This window comes from Pseudomonas sp. RT4P38 (genome assembly GCF_054897765.1).
Genome location: NZ_CM142703.1, coordinates 6131448 through 6150992 on the forward strand (window position 1 = coordinate 6131448; position 19545 = coordinate 6150992).

General features: G+C 60.5%; 21 protein-coding genes. 5 read left to right on the top strand and 16 right to left on the bottom strand.

The window, feature by feature from the left end:
* The 3 genes from holA to ACYZT7_RS28535 all read left to right on the top strand — a co-directional run bounded on the left by holA (position 1) and on the right by ACYZT7_RS28535 (position 2692).
* On the top strand, positions 1–1038 hold the full coding sequence (holA, locus tag ACYZT7_RS28525; RefSeq protein ID WP_462039106.1) for a DNA polymerase III subunit delta: 1038 nt from the start codon (positions 1–3) through the stop codon (positions 1036–1038).
* 104 nt (positions 1039–1142) lie between these two features.
* Entirely contained in the window at positions 1143–1307 is a 165-nt protein-coding gene (gene arfA, locus ACYZT7_RS28530; RefSeq protein ID WP_056744572.1) for an alternative ribosome rescue factor ArfA, read from the top strand.
* 62 nt (positions 1308–1369) lie between these two features.
* On the top strand, positions 1370–2692 hold the full coding sequence (locus ACYZT7_RS28535) for a lytic murein transglycosylase (protein WP_462039107.1): 1323 nt from the start codon (positions 1370–1372) through the stop codon (positions 2690–2692).
* A gap of 124 nt (positions 2693–2816) precedes the next feature.
* On the opposite strand, the gene ACYZT7_RS28540 is transcribed toward ACYZT7_RS28535, so the two are convergent.
* From ACYZT7_RS28540 to ACYZT7_RS28600, 13 genes are all read right to left on the bottom strand, one after another.
* Complete coding sequence (locus ACYZT7_RS28540; protein WP_462039108.1) at positions 2817–3767, bottom strand: S66 peptidase family protein; 951 nt, start codon at positions 3765–3767, stop codon at positions 2817–2819.
* A 162-nt stretch (positions 3768–3929) separates the two neighbouring features.
* Positions 3930–4955 carry a lipoyl synthase gene (lipA, locus tag ACYZT7_RS28545; RefSeq protein WP_462039109.1) on the bottom strand — a complete coding sequence of 342 codons (1026 nt, stop codon included), beginning with the start codon at positions 4953–4955 and terminating at the stop codon, positions 3930–3932.
* A gap of 1 nt (position 4956) precedes the next feature.
* Entirely contained in the window at positions 4957–5604 is a 648-nt protein-coding gene (gene lipB, locus ACYZT7_RS28550) for a lipoyl(octanoyl) transferase LipB (RefSeq protein ID WP_462039110.1), read from the bottom strand.
* Positions 5604–5879, bottom strand: a complete 276-nt coding sequence (locus ACYZT7_RS28555) for a DUF493 domain-containing protein (RefSeq protein ID WP_462039111.1) — start codon at positions 5877–5879, stop codon at positions 5604–5606. Before ACYZT7_RS28555 ends, lipB begins: the two co-directional genes overlap by 1 nt.
* A gap of 80 nt (positions 5880–5959) precedes the next feature.
* Positions 5960–7117 carry a D-alanyl-D-alanine carboxypeptidase family protein gene (locus ACYZT7_RS28560; RefSeq protein ID WP_283181799.1) on the bottom strand — a complete coding sequence of 386 codons (1158 nt, stop codon included), beginning with the start codon at positions 7115–7117 and terminating at the stop codon, positions 5960–5962.
* 182 nt (positions 7118–7299) lie between these two features.
* Positions 7300–8310, bottom strand: coding sequence for a septal ring lytic transglycosylase RlpA family protein (locus ACYZT7_RS28565; RefSeq protein ID WP_462039112.1), 1011 nt, complete (start codon positions 8308–8310; stop codon positions 7300–7302).
* On the bottom strand, positions 8310–9320 hold the full coding sequence (mltB, locus tag ACYZT7_RS28570) for a lytic murein transglycosylase B (protein WP_462039113.1): 1011 nt from the start codon (positions 9318–9320) through the stop codon (positions 8310–8312). The genes ACYZT7_RS28565 and mltB overlap by 1 nt, the downstream gene beginning before the upstream one ends.
* 17 nt (positions 9321–9337) lie before the next feature.
* Positions 9338–10441 carry a rod shape-determining protein RodA gene (rodA, locus tag ACYZT7_RS28575; protein WP_282379335.1) on the bottom strand — a complete coding sequence of 368 codons (1104 nt, stop codon included), beginning with the start codon at positions 10439–10441 and terminating at the stop codon, positions 9338–9340.
* A gap of 31 nt (positions 10442–10472) precedes the next feature.
* Positions 10473–12368 carry a penicillin-binding protein 2 gene (gene mrdA, locus ACYZT7_RS28580; protein ID WP_462039114.1) on the bottom strand — a complete coding sequence of 632 codons (1896 nt, stop codon included), beginning with the start codon at positions 12366–12368 and terminating at the stop codon, positions 10473–10475.
* Positions 12369–12378: 10 nt separating this feature from the next.
* Positions 12379–12846 carry a 23S rRNA (pseudouridine(1915)-N(3))-methyltransferase RlmH gene (rlmH, locus tag ACYZT7_RS28585; protein ID WP_007937439.1) on the bottom strand — a complete coding sequence of 156 codons (468 nt, stop codon included), beginning with the start codon at positions 12844–12846 and terminating at the stop codon, positions 12379–12381.
* Positions 12847–12855: 9 nt separating this feature from the next.
* Positions 12856–13350: a ribosome silencing factor gene (gene rsfS / locus ACYZT7_RS28590; protein WP_449645717.1), complete on the bottom strand. Its 495-nt coding sequence runs from the start codon at positions 13348–13350 to the stop codon at positions 12856–12858.
* 71 nt (positions 13351–13421) lie between these two features.
* Complete coding sequence (gene nadD, locus ACYZT7_RS28595) at positions 13422–14111, bottom strand: nicotinate-nucleotide adenylyltransferase (RefSeq protein ID WP_462039115.1); 690 nt, start codon at positions 14109–14111, stop codon at positions 13422–13424.
* Between the two features lies 1 nt (position 14112).
* Positions 14113–15384, bottom strand: coding sequence for a glutamate-5-semialdehyde dehydrogenase (locus tag ACYZT7_RS28600; protein WP_462039116.1), 1272 nt, complete (start codon positions 15382–15384; stop codon positions 14113–14115).
* 189 nt (positions 15385–15573) lie between these two features.
* Between ACYZT7_RS28600 and ACYZT7_RS28605 the strand changes: the two genes are divergently transcribed.
* Together ACYZT7_RS28605 and ACYZT7_RS28610 are read left to right on the top strand one after the other, a co-directional pair.
* A complete protein-coding gene (locus tag ACYZT7_RS28605; RefSeq protein WP_462039117.1) occupies positions 15574–16269 on the top strand; it encodes a DNA-3-methyladenine glycosylase in 696 nt (231 codons plus the stop codon).
* Positions 16270–16372: 103 nt separating this feature from the next.
* Positions 16373–17689, top strand: a complete 1317-nt coding sequence (locus ACYZT7_RS28610; protein WP_462039118.1) for a bifunctional DedA family/phosphatase PAP2 family protein — start codon at positions 16373–16375, stop codon at positions 17687–17689.
* Here the strand turns inward: ACYZT7_RS28610 and ACYZT7_RS28615 are convergent, their stop codons facing one another.
* From ACYZT7_RS28615 to ACYZT7_RS28625, 3 genes are read right to left on the bottom strand one after another with little or no spacing between them, the layout of a single operon-like run.
* Entirely contained in the window at positions 17690–18280 is a 591-nt protein-coding gene (locus tag ACYZT7_RS28615; RefSeq protein ID WP_462039119.1) for an LON peptidase substrate-binding domain-containing protein, read from the bottom strand. It lies immediately after the preceding gene.
* Positions 18281–18290: 10 nt separating this feature from the next.
* Complete coding sequence (locus ACYZT7_RS28620) at positions 18291–19007, bottom strand: LrgB family protein (protein ID WP_462039120.1); 717 nt, start codon at positions 19005–19007, stop codon at positions 18291–18293.
* Positions 19004–19366 (bottom strand): CidA/LrgA family protein, encoded by a 363-nt coding sequence (locus ACYZT7_RS28625; protein WP_449645711.1) that lies wholly within the window; start codon positions 19364–19366, stop codon positions 19004–19006. Before ACYZT7_RS28625 ends, ACYZT7_RS28620 begins: the two co-directional genes overlap by 4 nt.
* Between the last annotated feature and the right edge of the window lie 179 nt (positions 19367–19545).

The following is a 19545-nucleotide window of genomic DNA, read 5'->3' on the forward strand; positions in this document are numbered from 1 at the left end:
ATGAAACTCGCCCCCGCCCAACTCGCCAAACACCTGCAAGGTGCCCTCGCGCCGGTCTACATCATCAGTGGCGATGACCCACTGCTGTGTCAGGAAGCCGCCGACGCCATTCGTGCCGCCGCCCGCCAACAGGGATTCGACGAGCGCCAGGTCTTCGCCGCCGACGCCAGTTTCGACTGGGGTACGCTGCTGCAGGCCGGCGCGAGCATGTCGCTGTTCGCCGAAAAGCGTCTGCTGGAACTGCGTCTGCCGTCCGGCAAACCTGGTGACAAAGGTGCCGCCGCGTTCATCGAGTACTGCTCGCGACCGGCCGAAGACACGGTGTTGCTGATCAGCCTGCCCAAGCTTGATGGCAGTGCGCAGAAAACCAAGTGGGGCAAGGCGCTGATCGAAGGTCAGCAGACCCAGTTCGTGCAAATCTGGCCGGTAGAGGCCAACCAGCTGCCGAGCTGGATCCGTCAACGGCTGTCCCAGGCCGGGCTTTCCGCCAGCCAGGACGCCGTCGAATTGATCGCCGCACGGGTCGAGGGCAATTTGCTGGCTGCCGCCCAGGAAATCGAAAAGCTCAAACTGATGGCCGAAGACGGTCAGATCACCGTTGAAACCGTGCAAGCGGCAGTGGCCGACAGTGCGCGCTTCGATGTCTTCGGCCTGACCGATGCGATTCTCAACGGTGAAGCGGCCCATGCCCTGCGTATGCTCGAAGGGCTGCGCGGTGAAGGAGTCGAACCACCCGTGATTCTCTGGGCGCTGGCCCGTGAGCTGCGTCTTCTGGCCAACTTGTCGCTGCAATACAGCCAGGGTGTGCCGCTGGACAAAGCCTTCAGCTCTGCCCGACCGCCGGTCTGGGACAAACGCAAACCGCTGATGAGCAAAGCCCTGCAACGCTACTCGGCGCAACGCTGGGCGCAGTTATTGCTGGAAGCGCAGCGCATCGACGCACAGATCAAAGGCCAGGCCGCCGGCTCACCGTGGATGAGTTTGAGTCGGTTGTCGTTGTTGATGGCCGGCCAACGGCTGACGTTGCCTGCCGAATAAGATCGTCCTTCCTACACAACACACCTGCATTTGCCCTATAGACACAAGCCCCACTCTGCCCGATGATTTGCACCGCAAAACCCACGCACTTGCGAGAAATCATCATGAGCAAAAAGCCATCGAAGCATGGCCCCAACAAGGCCAAATCCATCATCGCCCAGCCACTGTTCCGCAGCCGTCAGGAACCCGCCGGCAAGGGCAAAGGCAGCTACCGCCGCGAAGCCTTCCAGTCTAATAGCTGGGAGGCTTCTTACTTTCTGGCGGCCTGAAAGGCAAGCGTTCGCTCAACATGTTAAGGTCTGCACCTGATTCGTACTCCCTGGACCCGTGCATGCCCCTTTGTATTTCCCGTCGTTGGCCCCTGCGCCAACTGATAGCTGCCTCCAGCCTCATTTTGCTTGTTGCCTGCGCGGAAAAACCCACCGCAGCCGACGCCAAGCCGCTTCAGACCCTTCCCGTCGCGACAGCCCCTGGGGTCATTCCGCCCGTGGTTCCGACCGGTGAAAACCTCGACATCCAGCCAACCCAGACCTTCGCCGAATGGCAGGCGGGTTTCCGCAAGGATGCGCTGGCCGCCGGCATCCGCGCCGACCTGTTCGATCGCGCCTTCGCCAATGTCAGCCTGGACACCAGCGTGATCCGTGCCGACCGCAGCCAGCCGGAATTCTCCCGCCCGGTCTGGGAATACCTCGACGGCGCCCTTTCGCCGCTGCGGGTACGCAATGGTCAGGCGCTGGTCGGCCAGTACGCCGACATCCTGCAAAGCATCGAACAGCGCTACGGCGTCGACCGTCAGGCGCTGGTCTCGGTGTGGGGTATGGAAAGTAACTTCGGGCAGTTCCAGGGCAACAAGTCGGTGATCAATTCCCTGGCGACCCTGGCCTATGAAGGCCGACGTCCCGGATTTGCCCACGCACAACTGATCGCCGCCCTGCAGATCCTGCAACAAGGCGATATCGATCCTGAGAAAATGCTCGGTTCCTGGGCTGGCGCCATGGGCCAGACCCAATTCATCCCGACCACCTACAACACCCACGCCGTGGACTTCGATGGCGATGGTCGCCGCGACATCTGGGGCAGCCCGGCCGACGCGTTGGCCTCGACTGCGCACTACCTGCAAAGCTCCGGCTGGCAGAAAGGCCAGCCGTGGGGCTTCGAAGTGCAACTGGCGAGTGGCTTCAACTACGTCCTGGCCGATGGCACGACTCGCAAGAGCGTCGCTGAATGGCTGCAACTGGGCGTCACCCTGCCCAATGGCGGTCAGGTTCCGGCAGGTTCCGAGCACCTGTCAGCCGCCCTGCTGCTGCCGGCCGGTTACCGTGGCCCAGCGTTCCTGGTCCTCGACAACTTCCGCGCGATCCTCAAGTACAACAACTCGTCGTCCTACGCATTGGCCGTGAGTCTGTTGTCCGAGCGTTTCACCGGTGCGGGTCTGATCAACGGCACATGGCCTAAAGATGATTTGCCGTTGAGCCGTACCGAGCGGATTGAACTGCAAAGCTTGCTGAGCGCGCAGAATTATGACGCGGGCAACGCCGATGGCATCATCGGCGCCAACACGCGCAAAGCGATCCGCAGCGCCCAGCAGTCGTTTGGCTGGCCGGCGGATGGGTATCCGACGCGCAAGCTGCTTGAAGGCCTTCGTAACCGATAGTCAGCCGTATGGCGGACTACCTATATCGCGAGCAAGCTCGCTCCCACATCTGGATCTGTGTTCGACCTAAATCCAATGTGGGAGCGAGCTTGCTCGCGATGACTGACTAACAGGCGACCACACTCTAGCGTCTGACAACCACATCCTGCTCCAACACCAACTCCTTGTTCCCCGCATCCAGCCTCACCAGTGCACCCATCGGCAACGTGAGGTTCGGATCGCAATGCCCGCTGCGCCACCCGGCCAGCACCGGGATGCGCAACGGTTCAAAGGTCTGCTTGAGCAAACGCTCCAGCGCAGACACATCTACCCCAGCCACATCCCCCACCAGAACCCCGCGCAGTTTGTTCAACGTGCCCGCCAGGCGCAGATGGGTCAGCAGCCGGTCGATTCGATACAACGGCTCGTTGATGTCCTCGATGAACAGAATGACGCCCTCGGCATCCATTTCGTAAGGCGTACCCATGGTCGCAGCGATCATCGACAAATTACCCCCAAGCAAACGCCCGTGAGCGATGCCAGGCCCAATCGTGGTCAGCGGGTAGGCTGCCGGGTGCGTCAGCACGCTGCCGGCCTTCACTTGTCCTCTCAGCATGTTGAAGAACGAAGACTCGGTAGGTTTTTGCTTGTCACCGAGCAGGTCGGCGTTGAGCATCGGGCCATGAAAGGTCACGAAACCCGCATAACGGCTGATCGCCAAGTGCAGCGCGGTGACGTCACTGTAGCCGATGAACGGCTTGGCATTGTTGCGCAGCAATTCGAAATCAATACGGTCAAGCAATCGCGGCGTACCGTAACCACCGCGCAGACAGATGATTGCGTCGACCTCACTGTCAACGAACGCCCCGTGCAGATCATTGAGCCGTACATCATCACTGCCGGCCAGATAGTCCTCTTTCTCGTACACGCTGGGGAAAACCCGCAGCGAATATCCGCGAGCGCGCATCCAGCCGAAGGCTTTATCGGTGTCCAGCGGTGCGGGGCCGGCGGGCGCGATGACGCCAATCAGCCCTTGCGACGGCAAGGCCGGAACGGGTGTGTGAGGGCAAAGCGTGTGGGTCGGTCGAACGGTCATCCATGAATCTCCCTGCGTGAAAGCGTCAAGCACACAGTAGTCAGGAACGGGGACAAACAGAAGAGGGTCAGTCGCCCCGCAGGTTGCAGGAAAAGACTGTAGTGGCCGTAGGCACGGCCAACAAAAACGCCCGCAAGGCTGAAAAGCCTTGCGGGCGCTTTGTTATAAGGACGACATCAATTCAGCTTTAACCAGCTTCGCCTGCTCGTCGGCGTGGTACGAGGAACGTACCAGCGGGCCGGAAGCGACGTTCTTGAAGCCCATCTTGTAACCTTCCTCGGCGAACCAGGCGAAGGTGTCCGGGTGCACAAAACGCTGCACCGGCAAGTGGCTGCGGGACGGTTGCAGGTACTGGCCCAGGGTCAGCATGTCGATGTCGTGCTCGCGCATGCGCTTCATGACTTCGATGACTTCTTCGTCGGTTTCGCCCAGACCCAGCATCAGGCCGGACTTGGTCGGAATGTGCGGCATCATGTGCTTGAAGCGTTGCAGCAGAGTCAGCGACCACTGGTAATCCGAGCCCGGACGCGCAGCCTTGTACAGGCGCGGCACGGTTTCCAGGTTGTGGTTGAACACATCCGGCGGCTCGGCAGCGGTGATTTCCAGCGCTACATCCATACGGCCGCGGTAGTCCGGAACCAGGGTTTCGAGCTGTACGTTCGGCGACAGCTTGCGGATCTCGCGGATGCAGTCGGCAAAGTGCTGGGCACCGCCGTCACGCAGGTCGTCGCGGTCTACCGAGGTGATCACCACGTACTTGAGTTTCAGGTCGGCAATGGCGATGGCCAGGCTTTCCGGCTCGTTGACGTCCAGTGGCTTCGGACGACCGTGACCCACGTCGCAGAACGGGCAGCGACGGGTGCAGATGTCACCCATGATCATGAAGGTCGCGGTGCCGCCGGAGAAGCATTCGCCCAGGTTCGGGCAGGATGCTTCTTCGCAAACGCTGTGCAGCTTGTGTTTGCGCAGCAGGGCCTTGATACGGTCGACTTCCGGGGAAACCGGGATACGCACGCGAATCCAGTCAGGTTTCTTCGGCAGTTCGGTGGTCGGAATGATCTTCACCGGGATACGTGCAACCTTCTCGGCGCCGCGCAGCTTGACGCCGGCTTCAACCTTGGCACGCGGGGCCGGACGCTCGGTGACATCCAGCGTCGGGATCATGGTTTGCACTGCATCAGTAGTCATATCAGTCGATTCCGCCCGCTAGGGTCGTCTGCTCAGCATAGTCGAGGTGTTTGACGAGCTGCGCGCGCAGCCGGGCACTTACCTCGGCAAATTCAATCGATCCTGCGTGATCGCTCAGCTGGGTCATCGCCAGCCCGGCGTAGCCGCAGGGATTAATCCGTCGAAACGGTTCCAGGTTCATGTCCACATTCAGGGCCAGGCCATGAAAGGAGCAACCGTGGCGGATCCGCAGACCCAGAGAAGCGATTTTCGCCCCATTGACGTAGACACCCGGAGCATCCGGCTTGGCCACGGCAGTGACGCCGTAGCTGGCCAGCAACGCGATCAGGCATTGTTCCATGCGGCTGACCAGGTCACGCACGCCGAAACCCAGCTTGCGCACATCGAGCAACAGGTAGGCCACCAATTGGCCGGGACCGTGATAAGTCACCTGACCACCGCGATCCACCTTCACCACCGGAATATCCCCTGGCACCAACACGTGCTCGGCCTTGCCGGCCTGCCCTTGGGTAAACACCGGTGGGTGCTCGACCAGCCAGATCTCGTCGGCGGCATCGCTGCCACGTTCGTTGGTGAAGCGTTGCATGGCATGCCAAACCGGCTCGTAAGCCATCTGGCCGAGCTCGCGAAAGCCCACCGCGGCAGACATCACAGCACCATGTGCACGAAACCGGTAGCCCGCAAATCGCTGTTGATGTCGTACAGCTGGTCTTGACCGGTGGCGATGATGTGCAGCTGGATGGTCGTGTACTTGCCGTTGGTGCTCTGGCGCTCGGCCAGGGTCTTGTGGTCAACGGTCGCGTGTTTCTCAAGGATCGCGATGATCTTGTCCTTGAAACCCACGCCTGTGTCGCCGATCACCTTGATAGGGTAATCCGCGCAGGGGAATTCGATCTTTGGTGCCTTTACTTCGGTGTCTGTCATGGCGTAACGGCCTCGTAAGCCGTGGCAACGGACATGGCCCCGCTCCGGATTGGAACAGGGCCATGCAAGTCCACACTAATTCAGTTGAACAAGCCGTAGAAGAATAGACGGATGCTATCCCACATGCGACGGAAGATACCACCCTCGTCGACCGCGTCCAGAGCGATCAGATCAGCGCTGTGCACGACCTTGTCGTCCAGTTTCACTTCGACTTTACCGATCACGTCGCCCTTGGCGATTGGCGCAATCAGTTGCGGGTTCATGGTCATGCTGGCGGCGAGCTTTTTCAGCTGGCCTTTCGGCAGGGTCATGGTCAGGTCTTGGGCCAAGCCGGCTTTGACTTGATTGGTGGTGCCTTTCCAGACAGGAGCCTGAGCCAGCTCGGCGCCTTTCTGATAGAAGGTCTGGGTTTCGAAGAAACGGAAACCGTAAGTCAGCAGCTTCTGGGTTTCAGACGCACGAGCCACTTCGCTGTTGGTGCCGAACACCACGGCGATCAGGCGCATGCCGTCACGCACGGCCGAAGACACCATGCAGTAGCCGGCTTCGTCGGTGTGACCGGTTTTCAGGCCATCGACAGTCTTGTCGCGCCACAGCAGCAGGTTACGGTTAGGCTGCTTGATGCCGTTCCAGAAGAACTCTTTCTGCGAGTAGATCGCATAGTGAGCCGGGTCTTCGTGGATGATCGCGCGAGCCAGCACGGCCATGTCGTGAGCCGACGAGTAGTGCTCAGGGTTCGGCAGACCGGTCGGGTTCATGAAGTGGCTATTGGTCATGCCCAGGTCGGCCACGGTTTTGTTCATCATGTCAGCGAAGGCGTCTTCGCTGCCGGCGATGTGCTCGGAGAGCGCAACACTGGCGTCGTTACCCGACTGAATGATGATGCCGTGCAGCAGGTCGCTGACAGTCACCTGCGAGCCGACTTTAATGAACATCCGCGAACCGCCGGTACGCCAGGCGTTTTCGCTGACGGTTACCGGATCGTTTTCACCGATCTGACCACGACGGATTTCCAGGGTCGCGATGTACGCGGTCATCAGCTTGGTCAGGCTGGCCGGAGGCAGACGCTGGTCACCGTTGTTCTCTACCAGCACGTTGCCGCTGCTGGCATCCATGAGTACGTAGGCTTTGGCGGCCAGTTGCGGTGGCGACGGCATCATCTCGACCGCGAAAGCGGCAGGCGAGAGGAGCAGCGGGACTAGCAGGCACAGGCGTTTGGCAAAGGTGGTGATGTTCATCCGTCTCTCGAAATCGCTAATGGAAACTGCCCGAAGGCAAAACTAATCAGACAGCTTTCTAACGAGCTGTCGCGTGTTCAGTTGCTCACTCTGTAACCCTTGCCGGGCTTTTGTTCTTCAACGAGCCAACAACCCGGTTCGCCCCCCAGACCGCGAGCGAACCGTCAATCAAGTACTACGTATTACTCGGCAGTGACCAGGCTCGGCGAACCGAGATTGGCCATTCGCACGCTGTTCTGCACTTGCTGGATTTCACCCGGCGAACCGATTGGCCCCAGGCGTACCCGATGCAGCGTCTGTTGATTGCGCACGATCGAGCTGATGAACACCGGAGCGCTCACCATCCCGCTGAGCTTCGATCTCAGGAGTTCTGCAGCGTCCGGGTTGGCGAACGCGCCCACCTGCAGATACTGGCCAGAGGCTGGTACAGAAGCGTTTTTTTTTGCATCGATCGGCACGGGTACAACAGCCGCGGCGTGTTGCTGCGGCGGTGGAGTCCATTGCTCGACAGTGCCGGCCGAAGCGGTAATCACCGGGGCGCTATTCTGCGCGACTTGCGGCTCGTTGAGCATCAAAGGCGCCGGACGGCCTTTGGCTGCCCACCATTGCTGCGGGTCAATGCCTTCGACCTTGACCCGCGCGGTACCGGTTTCGGCATAGCCGAGCTTCTTGGCGGCCGCATAGGACAAGTCGATGATCCGGTCCGAGTAGAACGGCCCGCGGTCGTTGACACGCAGGATCACGCTCTTGTTGTTGTCCAGGTTGGTCACCCGAACGTAACTTGGCAATGGCAATGTCTTGTGAGCGGCACTCATGCCGTACAGGTCATACACCTCGCCGTTGGCGGTGTTCTGACCGTGGAACTTGGTGCCATACCAGGAAGCCGTGCCGGAGGCGACGTAGGACTTGGATTCCTGCTGCGGGAAGTAAGTCTTGCCCAGCACGGTGTACGGGTTGGCTTTATAAGGACCGGAATGCAGGGTCGGCGTGGCATCCGGGATGCGCGAGACGTCGACATCCCACCATGGCGCGCCATCCTTGTGCGCGCGGTTGATGTCCAGGCCTGGCGTTGCGCGCACGGCGGTGGAAGACTTTTGGGTCGGCGCACGGCTGGTCGAACAACTGGCGACCAGCACCGCCAATGCGGCAAATGCCATCAGCTTCAGGGGTTTATTCATAGGCAATGCCCGCATTACTTGACGCCCCGTGCTTGTACCAGCTGTTCAGACAGTTGATGTACGGCCATGGCGTACATCACGCTGCGGTTATAACGCGTGATTGCGTAAAAATTCGTCAGGCCCATCCAGTATTCGGGGCCATGGTCACCTTCCAGGCGGAAAGCCGTGACCGGCATATCATCGCGCAGCGCATCATGACTTGACCACCCTAGCGCCCGCAACTCCCCGACGGTTTTAGTCGGCTCGATGCCGGTGGTCAAACCTTCGTCCACCTGATCGCCTCGAACATCGGCGCGGCTGACCACCGGTTCGCCGGCGACCCAGCCGTGACGCTTGAAATAACTGGCGACGCTGCCAATGGCATCGTCCGGGTTGGTCCAGATATTGATGTGGCCATCACCGTCGAAGTCCACCGCATAGGCGCGAAAGCTGCTCGGCATGAACTGCGGCAAACCCATTGCTCCGGCGTAAGAACCCTTGAGGGTCAGCGGATCGACCTGCTCTTCCCGGGCCAGCAACAGGAACTCACGCAATTCCTTGCGGAAGAATTCGGCACGGGGAGGATAGTCGAAACCCAGGGTCGACAAGGCATCGACCACCCGGAAATTACCGGTATTTCGGCCGAAAAAGGTCTCAACACCAATGATCGAAACAATAACCTGCGCCGGCACGCCGTATTCCTGTTCGGCACGGGCCAGTACCGCCTCGTGCTGACGCCAGAAGTCGACACCACGGGCGATGCGCGCGTCGGTGATGAACATCGGCCGATACTCGTTCCACTGCTTGACCCGCTCGGCAGGTTTCGAGATAGCGTCCAGAATCGACTGCTTGCGTTCTGCATCGCGGAACACGCCCATCAGTTGTTCACCGGCAAAACCGTAGTCGCGGGTCATTTCACCGACGAATTCAGCCACCTGGGGTGAGCCTTCGTAATCGCCGGCCAACGCATCCTGCGCTGTGCCAAGGATGCTTACCAGGCCGACCCATGGCGCATATCGAGTCGCCCAGCCACGCATTACTTGCATTGAAATCTTCACCTTATTCAAACCTGAGCGATCCACTTACGATGGGTATGGATCGACATCAAAACCCCAAACGCTGACAGCAGCGTCACCAGCGAAGTTCCTCCGTAGCTAATGAACGGCAACGGCACCCCTACAACCGGCAACAGGCCACTGACCATACCGATGTTGACGAAAACGTAAACAAAAAACGTCATGGTCAGGCTGCCCGCGAGCAATTTGCCGAACAATGTCTGGGCCTGCGCAGTAATCACCAGTCCGCGACCGATCAACAACAAGTAAATCAGCAGCAGTGCACAAATACCCACCAAGCCGAATTCTTCGCCCATGACCGCAATAATGAAGTCGGTGTGGCTTTCCGGCAGGAAGTCCAGGTGCGACTGAGTACCGAGCAGCCAGCCCTTGCCAAACACACCGCCGGAACCGATGGCGGCTTTCGACTGAATAATGTTCCAGCCGGTGCCCAGCGGATCGCTCTCCGGGTCGAGGAAGGTCAGGACTCGCTGCTTCTGGTAATCGTGCATGACGAAGTACCACATGGCGACTGCCACCGGCACAGCCGCGGCGAGCACGCTGAGGATCCAGCGCCAGCGCAGGCCGCCCATGAACAACACGAATGCGCCGCCGGCGAGGATCAGCAACGAAGTGCCAAGGTCGGGCTGGCGCACGATCAGGATGAACGGCAACCCGATCAGAAACAGACTGACGCCCACATGCTTGAGCTGCGGCGGCAAGGTGCGCTTGGACAGGTACCAGGCGATGGTCGCCGGCATCAGGATCTTCATGAACTCCGAGGGCTGAAAGCGGATCACCCCGGGAATGTTGATCCAGCGCGTGGCACCCATGGCGTTGTGGCCCATGACGTCCACCACCACCAGCAAGAGCACGCCGAGCACATAACCGACTGGCACCCAACGGGCCATGAAGCGTGGTTCGAACTGAGCAATGACGATCATTGACACCAGGCCGATGCCGAACGAAGTGGCTTGTTTGGCCAGCAGATCCCAGCTCTTGCCGCTGGCCGAATACAGCACGAACAGGCTGCCAGCAGCGAGGGTCAGCAGCAGGATCAGCAACGGGCCGTCGATGTGCATGCGTTGCAACAGCGTCGCACGGCGACGCATCACATCCTCGCTGGAGAGGATGCGATCGAAATTACTCTTCACGGGCCGTAGCCTCCGCACTAATAGGGCTGGCGTATTCGGCCTTCAACCGACCGTCCTGGTCCAGAAGCCAGGCGTCCATGATTTGCCGCACCACCGGCGCGGCGACACCGGAGCCGGATTCACCGTTCTCGACCATCACCGACACCACGATTTTCGGGTCGTCGGCCGGCGCGAAACCGACGAACAAGGCGTGGTCGCGATGGCGTTCCTGAACCTTGGAGCGGTCGTACTTCTCGCCCTGCTTGATCGCGACGACCTGGGCCGTACCACTTTTACCCGCAATGCGGTATTGCGAACCGATCGCCGCTTTGCGTGCCGTACCGCGGGCACCGTGCATGACCTGCTGCATCCCGTGATTGACCTTGGTCCAGTCGGAGGGGTCACGCAGGACGATGTCCGGCATCGGGTTTTCGTCCTTCGGCTTCTCGCCCTCGACGGTCTTGGCCAGGTGCGGTCGGTTCCAGACACCTTTGTTGGCGACCAGCGCGGTGGCCTGGGCCAGCTGCAACGGCGTGGACTGCATGTAGCCCTGCCCAATCCCGAGAATCAGTGTTTCTCCCGGGTACCAGGCCTGACGTCGGGTTGCACGCTTCCATTCCCGTGTCGGCATCAGCCCCGGTGACTCTTCGAACATGTCCAGCGAGACCTTCTGGCCGATGCCGAACTTGCCCATGTAAGCCGACAACCGATCGATCCCCAGCTTGTGGGCCAGGTCGTAGAAGTAGGTGTCGTTGGAACGCATGATCGCCGTGTCCAGATCGACGTAGCCGTCGCCGGTACGGTTCCAGTTACGGTATTTGTGGTCGTAATTGGGCAACTGGTAATAGCCGGGATCGTAGACCCGACTCGACGCAGTCACGACACCAGCATCCAGCCCGGCAATCGCCACCGCCGGCTTGATGGTCGAGCCCGGCGGGTAGAGGCCGCGCAGCACGCGGTTGAACAGTGGCCGGTCGATGGAATCGCGCAGCTCGGCATAGGCTTTGAAGCCGATGCCGGTGACGAACAGGTTCGGGTCGAAACTCGGCTGACTGACCATCGCCAGGACTTCGCCGGTTTTCGGGTCCAGCGCCACCACCGCGCCACGACGACCGCCGAGTGCAGCTTCGGCCGCTTCCTGCAATTTGATGTCCAGGCTCAGGACGATGTCCTTGCCGGGAATCGGATCGGTACGCTTGAGCACACGTAATACGCGGCCTCGAGCGTTGGTCTCGACTTCTTCGTAACCCACCTGACCGTGCAGCTCGGGCTCATAAAAGCGCTCGATACCGGTCTTGCCGATGTGGTGGGTGCCACTGTAATTGACCGGATCGAGCGACTTCAGCTCTTTCTCGTTGATCCGCCCCATGTAACCCACCGAGTGCGCAAAATGCGCGCCCTGCGGATAGTGACGCACCAGCTGCGCGACCACTTCCACACCCGGCAGACGAAACTGATTCACCGCGATGCGGGCGATCTGCTCTTCGGTCAGCTCGAACAGGATCGGCACCGGCTCGAACGGCCGGCGCCCCTGGCGCATGCGCTTCTCGAAGATCACCCGATCCTCGGGCGTCAGCTCCAGCACTTCGACGATCACGTCGAGCACTTGCTGCCAGTCGCCCGAGCGCTCGCGGGTCATGCTCAGACTGAAGCTGGGCCGGTTATCGGCCACCACCACACCATTGCGATCGAAGATCAATCCGCGAGTCGGTGGAATCGGTTGCACATGGACACGGTTGTTTTCCGACAGGGTCGAGTGGTACTCGTACTGAATCACCTGGAGGAAATACAGCCGCGCGATCAGCACACAGATCAACACCACCACCGCAATTGCCCCGAACACGACGCGGCCACGCACCAGACGGGCGTCTTTTTCGTGGTCCTTGATGCGGATCGGCTGGGGCATGAGGGCAGAACTACTTGTGGTAAGGGTGGCCGGACAGGACTGTCCAGGCACGATACAGCTGTTCGCCGATCAGAATTCGCACCAGCGGGTGCGGCAACGTCAATGGCGAGAGCGACCAGCGCTGATCGGCCCGGGCACAGACTTCCGGCGCCAGCCCTTCGGGGCCGCCAACCATGAAATTCACCGTGCGCGAGTCCAGCCGCCAGCGATCGAGCTCGACCGCCAGCTGCTCGGTGCTCCAGGGCTTGCCGTGGACTTCGAGGGTCACAACGCGCTCGTTCGGCCCGACCTTGGCCAGCATGGCTTCGCCTTCCTGACGGATGAAGCGTGCCACGTCGGCGTTCTTGCCACGGGTGTTGAGCGGTATTTCCACCAGTTCCAGCGCCAGCTCGGACGGAAGACGCTTGGCATATTCATGCCAGCCTTCTTCCACCCACTTGGGCATGCGTGAACCGACGGCGATCAGTCGCAGTCGCACAGCGGTCCCTTACTGCTGGTCTTTGTTGAGCTTGACGAAGTGCTCATGGGTGTTTTCCGGGCTGTGGTGAGCCGCGTTCAGAGCACGGCTCTGTTCTGCACCGGACCACAGACGCTCCAGGTCGTAAAACTGACGAGCCGAGGCGGTCATCATGTGCACGATGACATCGTCCATATCCAGCAGCACCCAGTCGCTGTCGCCCTTGCCTTCTTCACCCAGTGGCTTGACGCCCAGGGCTTTGACCGCTTCGCGGACCTTGTCGAGCATCGCGCCGATCTGACGGTTCGAAGTACCGGTGGCGATGATCATGAAGTCAGTGATGCTCTGCTTTTCACGAACGTCGATGACCTGGATGTCCTGGCCTTTCACGTCTTCCAGGGCTGCTACGGCAACCTTGACCAGCTCTTCGCCGCGCAGCTCCGGCCCGGTTGGAGCCTCTACTGGCAGCGGGGCGCTCTTGAACGTGCCTTTGCGCTTTACTTTAGTTACGTCTTTGTTCGTCATATAAAACTCGTTTTGCTCGTATGTTCGGGCGCTTCGTTACACGTGATCACGTGCCTTGAAGCGCGCCCTTTTCAGTTCGACGCACGGTAAAGTCCGTGCGCATCGATGTAGGCCAGGACCGCGTCGGGCACCAGGAAACGTACCGACTTACCGCTGGCCAGCAGTTGACGGATCTGGGTGGCGGATACCGCGAGCGGTGTCTGCCAGACGAATGCAATCTGTCCGCTCGGCCCCTTGAGGACCAGCGGGTCGCTTACCGAGCGCGCTGCCAGCAGATTGCGCAAGGCATCCGGCGGTTCGCTGTCGGCATCCGGGCGTTGCAGCACCAGGATGTGGCAATGCTGGAGCAACTCTTCCCAGCGGTGCCAAGTGGGCAGGCCGCAAAATGCGTCCCAGCCCAAAAGTAGAAAAACCTGGTCTTCAGCGGCCAATTCAGCGCGCATCAGTTCCAGGGTGTCGATGGTGTAGGACGGCTTGTCCCGCTGCAATTCGCGGGCGTCCACCACCAACGGTGCCACGCCGGCCACCGCGCACTCGACCATCGCCAGACGATCTTTTGCCGACACCTGCGGCGTACCGCGATGCGGCGGTCTGGCACTGGGTGTCAGACGCAACTCGTCGAGCGCCAGCGATTCGGCAACTTCCAGCGCACCGCGCAAATGGCCGATATGCACCGGGTCGAAGGTCCCGCCCAACACGCCAATGCGTCGAGGCGCAGGCTCGCTGGCGGTTTCCGGGGCTGATGCTTTGAGGTCGCCCAAGTCAGACCGACGCCTGGCCGCGCAACTGGCCATCACCGACCACGATGTACTTCTCGCAGGTCAGCCCTTCGAGGCCCACCGGGCCGCGGGCGTGCAGCTTATCAGTAGAAATGCCAATCTCGGCACCCAATCCGTATTCGAAGCCATCGGCGAAGCACGTCGGGGTGTTGATCATTACCGACGACGAATCGACTTCCGCGACGAAACGCCGGGTGTCCGCAAGGTTTTCGCTGACGATCGAATCGGTGTGATGGGAGCCGTACTTATTAATGTGTTCAATGGCCTGGTCCAGCCCGTCGACCACACGGATCGAGAGAATCGGCGCCAGGTATTCGGTGTTCCAGTCTTCTTCAGTGGCCGCCACCGCATCGATGATCGCCCGGGTGCGTTCGCAGCCGCGCAGCTCGACGCCTTTTTCGCGGAACTGTGCAGCCATCGATGGCAGGAAATCCTTGGCGACCGATTGGTCCACCAGCAGGGTCTCCATGGCGCCGCAGATACCATAGCGGTAAGTCTTGGCATTGAACGCGATGCGCTGGGCTTTCGGCAGGTCGGCGTGAGCACTGACGTAAACGTGACAGATGCCGTCCAGATGCTTGATAACCGGCACGCGGGCGTCACGGCTAACGCGCTCGATCAGGCCACGGCCGCCACGGGGCACGATAACGTCGACGTATTCAGGCATGGTGATCAGCGCACCAACGGCGGCACGGTCAGTGGTTTCGACTACTTGCACCACGGCGGCGGGCAATTCTGCCTCGGCCAGACCACGTTGAATGCAGGCAGCGATGGCGCGATTGGAATTTATCGCCTCGGAACCGCCACGCAGGATGGTCGCGTTGCCGGACTTCAGGCACAGGCTGGCGGCATCGATGGTCACGTTCGGCCGAGATTCGTAGATGATCCCGATCACGCCCAACGGCACGCGCATCTTGCCGACCTGAATGCCCGAAGGCCGATAGCTCATGTCGCGGATCGCGCCGACCGGGTCCGGCAGAGCCGCTACCTGACGCAAACCGACGATCATGCCGTCGATGCGTTCCGGGGTCAGCGCCAGACGTTCAAGCAATGCTGGCTCAAGACCATTGGCACGGCCAGCGGCCAAATCCAGTTCATTGGCAGCCGTCAGCTCGGCGCGAGCAGCGTCCAACGCATTGGCAGCAGCCTGCAAGGCGCGGTTTTTCTGCGCGGTGCTGGCACGGCCGATGACGCGAGAAGCTTCGCGGGCAGCGCGACCCAATCGGGTCATGTAGTCAAGAACGGACTCAGTCATGGTCTGGAGTGGTCTTTGCTAAGGTCTTGGTAAAGAGTAAAGCGGCAGATTATAGCTGTCGCGTCTCGGGACTAACAGCGGTGACGGGCGGATGGTCGAAATGGAGGGCAATTTGCCGACGTTCAGCCGTGATTAAGCTGCAAATTGTTATCATCGCGACTCAATCAGCCCTGATTAACGCCGTTCATCATGTCCAACCTGACTGTTCGCACGTCCGCTACGAGCCTGCCCAAGGGGCTCGCGGATGCTTTTTTCGACAGAGATGCCCAAACGCTGGCCCGGGATTTACTTGGCAAAGTCATCCGTCACCGGGTCGATGATCTGTGGCTCAGTGCCCGGATTATCGAGACTGAGGCCTATTACTTCGAAGAGAAAGGCAGCCACGCCTCTCTCGGCTACACAGAAAAACGTAAGGCTTTGTTTCTGGATGGCGGCCATATTTATATGTACTACGCCCGGGGCGGCGATTCCCTGAACTTCAGCGCCCAAGGTCCGGGCAATGCAGTGCTGATCAAATCCGCCTATCCGTGGGTCGATGATTTGAGCGGGCCGGCGAGCCTGGCGCAGATGCTGTTGAACAATCCCGATGCCCAAGGTCGCCCTCGCCCCTCGCAAAAGCTTTGCGCCGGACAGACGTTGCTCTGTAAGGCGCTGGGCCTGAAGGTGCCGGTCTGGGACGCCAGGCGCTTCGACCATGAAGTGCTGCTGGTGGAAGATGTCGGCCCGGCGCCCGTTCACATCATACAAACCACGCGCTTGGGCATTCCCCACGGCCGCGATGAGCATTTGATGTACCGTTTCGTCGATGCGGCTTACGCGCCGTATTGCACGCGGAACCCGCTGCGGCGGGGGCAGGTCGAAGGTCGCGATTATTTTTTGCTGTAAACACAATCCCCTGGAGCTGCCGAAGGCTGCGATCTTTTGATCTTTAAAGATCGCAGCCTTCGGCAGCCCCTACAGGTCAATAAAAAATGATGGAGTTGTTTTTATGGGCCCATGGCTCGATAGCGTGACCGGATGGTTGACGGTCAACCCGCAATGGCTGGCCGCGGCGGTGTTCATAGTGGCCTGTGTGGAATGCCTGGCGATTGCCGGGCTGATCGTGCCCGGCACGGTGCTTCTGTTTGCCGTGGCGGTACTGGCCGGTAGCGGTGCGCTGTCGCTGGGCGAAACGCTGTTGCTGGGGTTCCTCGGCGGCGTGCTGGGCGACATCATTTCGTACTTCCTCGGGCGACATTTCCATCAGAACATCCGGCGCTTGCCAGGGTTACGCCATCATCCGGAATGGATCGCCGGGGCCGAGGCATATTTCCAGCGTTACGGCATCGCCAGCCTGCTGGTCGGGCGCTTCATCGGTCCGCTGCGACCGATGTTGCCGATGGTCGCGGGGATGTTCGACATGCCCTTCCCGCGCTTCGCCGCCGTCAGTCTGCTGGCTGCCGCTGGCTGGACCGTTGCCTATCTACTGCCCGGCTGGGCCACGGGTGCGGCGATTCGCCTGCCTTTGCCGGAGGGCTTCTGGCCTGAGGCCGGCATCGTCGCTGGCAGCATCGCCCTCATGGTGGGCTTGAGCATCACCAGCAGCATGCGCCGTCATCGCAAAGCGACGATGCTGATTACCGGAATGAGCTTTCTGATTCTGGCGGGACTGTTTATCGGCTATCCGCACCTGACCGCCCTCGATCAGGGCGTGATGACCCTGGTGCAGGAACATCGCAGCCCGTTGCTCGATGAGGTGGCGGTGACGTTCACGCTGATCGGCGAGTTCCGCAACATGCTGATCTTCAGCGCCCTGCTGACCGGCTTATTGTTGCTCACCCGACAATGGCGACAAGCAGTCTTCGCCGGCAGCACTATGCTTTGCACCGCGCTGGGCAACACCGTGACCAAACTTTTTTTCGCCCGCGTGCGCCCGGAAGTGCTGAGTGATCCTCTGACCAGCTACAGCATGCCCAGCGGACATGCCTCAGGCTCCTTTGCGCTGTTTCTGACGCTAGCCGTGCTGGCCGGCCGCGGACAACCACCGCGGATGCGTCTGACCTGGCTGCTGCTGGGTTGCTTGCCGGCGCTGGCGATTGCCCTGTCGCGGGTGTACCTGGGCGCGCACTGGCCTACGGATGTGGTGGCCGGCGCCATGCTGGCGGCGTGCGTATGTGCGGCGAGCTTGTGGCTGAATCAGCGTCAGGCACCGCTCAACGCCATGCCACCGAAGGTCTGGTGGCTGGTGTTGCCGGCGCTGGTGGCGTTGTTCGGATTCTTTGCTTTGCGGCATTTACCGCTTGCGATGCTGCGGTATGCCTACTGATCAGGCAAACAACTCACCCTGCAACTCATCCAGCAACGCTTGAATCGCATCCAGTCGCTGCTGCGGATCATCGAGTTGCAGCAGGTCGATCTTGTCCACTTCGGCAAACGGCAACAGATACGCCAACTGATTGGCCAGCGATTGCTGCCCGGTCGCTTCGGTGCCCATGTTCAACGCTTCGACCATCGGGTGTTCGGCCAAGGCTTTAAGCAGCGCAACCAGGTCGGCGTCCTCATCCTGCAGCGGTTGCTCAGGTTCGTCTTCCAGCCACTCGACCTCGGCGACGGTCAGATGATCGCGCTGAATCTCGGTGCGCAACACATTGAAACGCCGTCCGCCCCGCACCCGGATGCCCAACAACCCGTTGTCCTGCTGTTTGAAATCGGTGATCAGCGCCTCGCACCCGACTAGCGCATAGCCCGCCGGGGCGATGCCGACTTCTTCGCCGTCGAGGATGCACACCACGCCGAAGCCGCCGCCCTGTTTCATGCAGCGACTGATCATGTCCAGATAGCGCGCCTCGAAAATCTGCAAATCGAGGGTGCAGCCCGGAAACAGCACCGTGTTCAGCGGAAAAAGCGGCAAGCTCATAGACATTTCCTTACACCACCATCGACACCGCCAACGGCAGGAAAACTGCCGTGGCCACGCCCATCAGACTCATCGCCAGCGCCGCGAAGGCGCCGCACTCTTCACTTTCCTGCATCGCCACCGCCGTGCCGACCGCGTGGGCGGTCATGCCCAGCGCCATACCGCGTGCCTCGGGACTGTGAACACCAAGCCGGGTCAAAAGACTCGGCCCGAAGATCGCCCCGATCACCCCGGTGATCAATACGAATACGGCCGCCAGCGCCGCGACGCCACCGATCTGCTCTGCCACCAGCATGGCAATCGGCGACGTCACCGACTTCGGCGCCATGGTCATCAGGATCATGTGTTCGGCACCAAACGACCAGCCCAGCAATACGCCCATGCCGGTGGCGACGACGCCACCTATCACCAGCGTAGTAAATATCGGCCAGAACAACTGCCGAATGCGTCGCAGATTGAGGTACAGCGGCACTGCCAGCGCCACGGTCGCAGGCCCGAGCAAGATGCTGAGGATCTCGGTGCTCTTGCGGTACTCGGCATAGGTCAGGCCGCAGCCCACCAGTACGGCGATCACCAGCAGCATCGAGACCAGCACCGGTTGCAGAAAGATCCAGCGGGTTTTCTCGAACGCCGCCAGCACCAGCTGATAAGCACCCAGCGTAATGCCGATGCCGAATAACGGATGATGAATCACCGACACCCAGGCGCCGTGCCAATCGAAAATCATTGGCCGTCCTCACGATGAGCGTGACGTTTGACCATGCGCTGCATCAGCACGCCGGCGAAGGCCATGGACAGCAACAGTGACAACACCAGCGCGCCGACGATAGCCCAGAAATCCGCGGCAATGTCTTTGGCGTAAACCATCACACCCACGGCGGGCGGCACCAGCAGCAATGGCAGGTAACGCAGCAGACTGCTGGCCGCGAGGTTCAGCGGTTCGCCGACCTGACCACGGCTGATCAGGAACACCAGCAGTAACAGCAGGCCGACAATCGGCCCCGGCAGCACCGGCAAAAACAAGTGGTTGATGGCTGTGCCCAGCAATTGGAACAGCACCAGCCAGGTCAGGCCACGTAACAACATCCGTCATCTCCCGCCAATATCATCCCGCACAAGCGGGCCGACCATTATAAGCACGCCAACGCTATAGACCGGCATTCGCCAAAAGCATGGTCAGTTGACCGGAGCCTTTTGCCATGTTGATCTAAAGTGGTAATCCGGGAGGTCAAATCCCCCCACCTCAAAACTATAAAACCGATGAA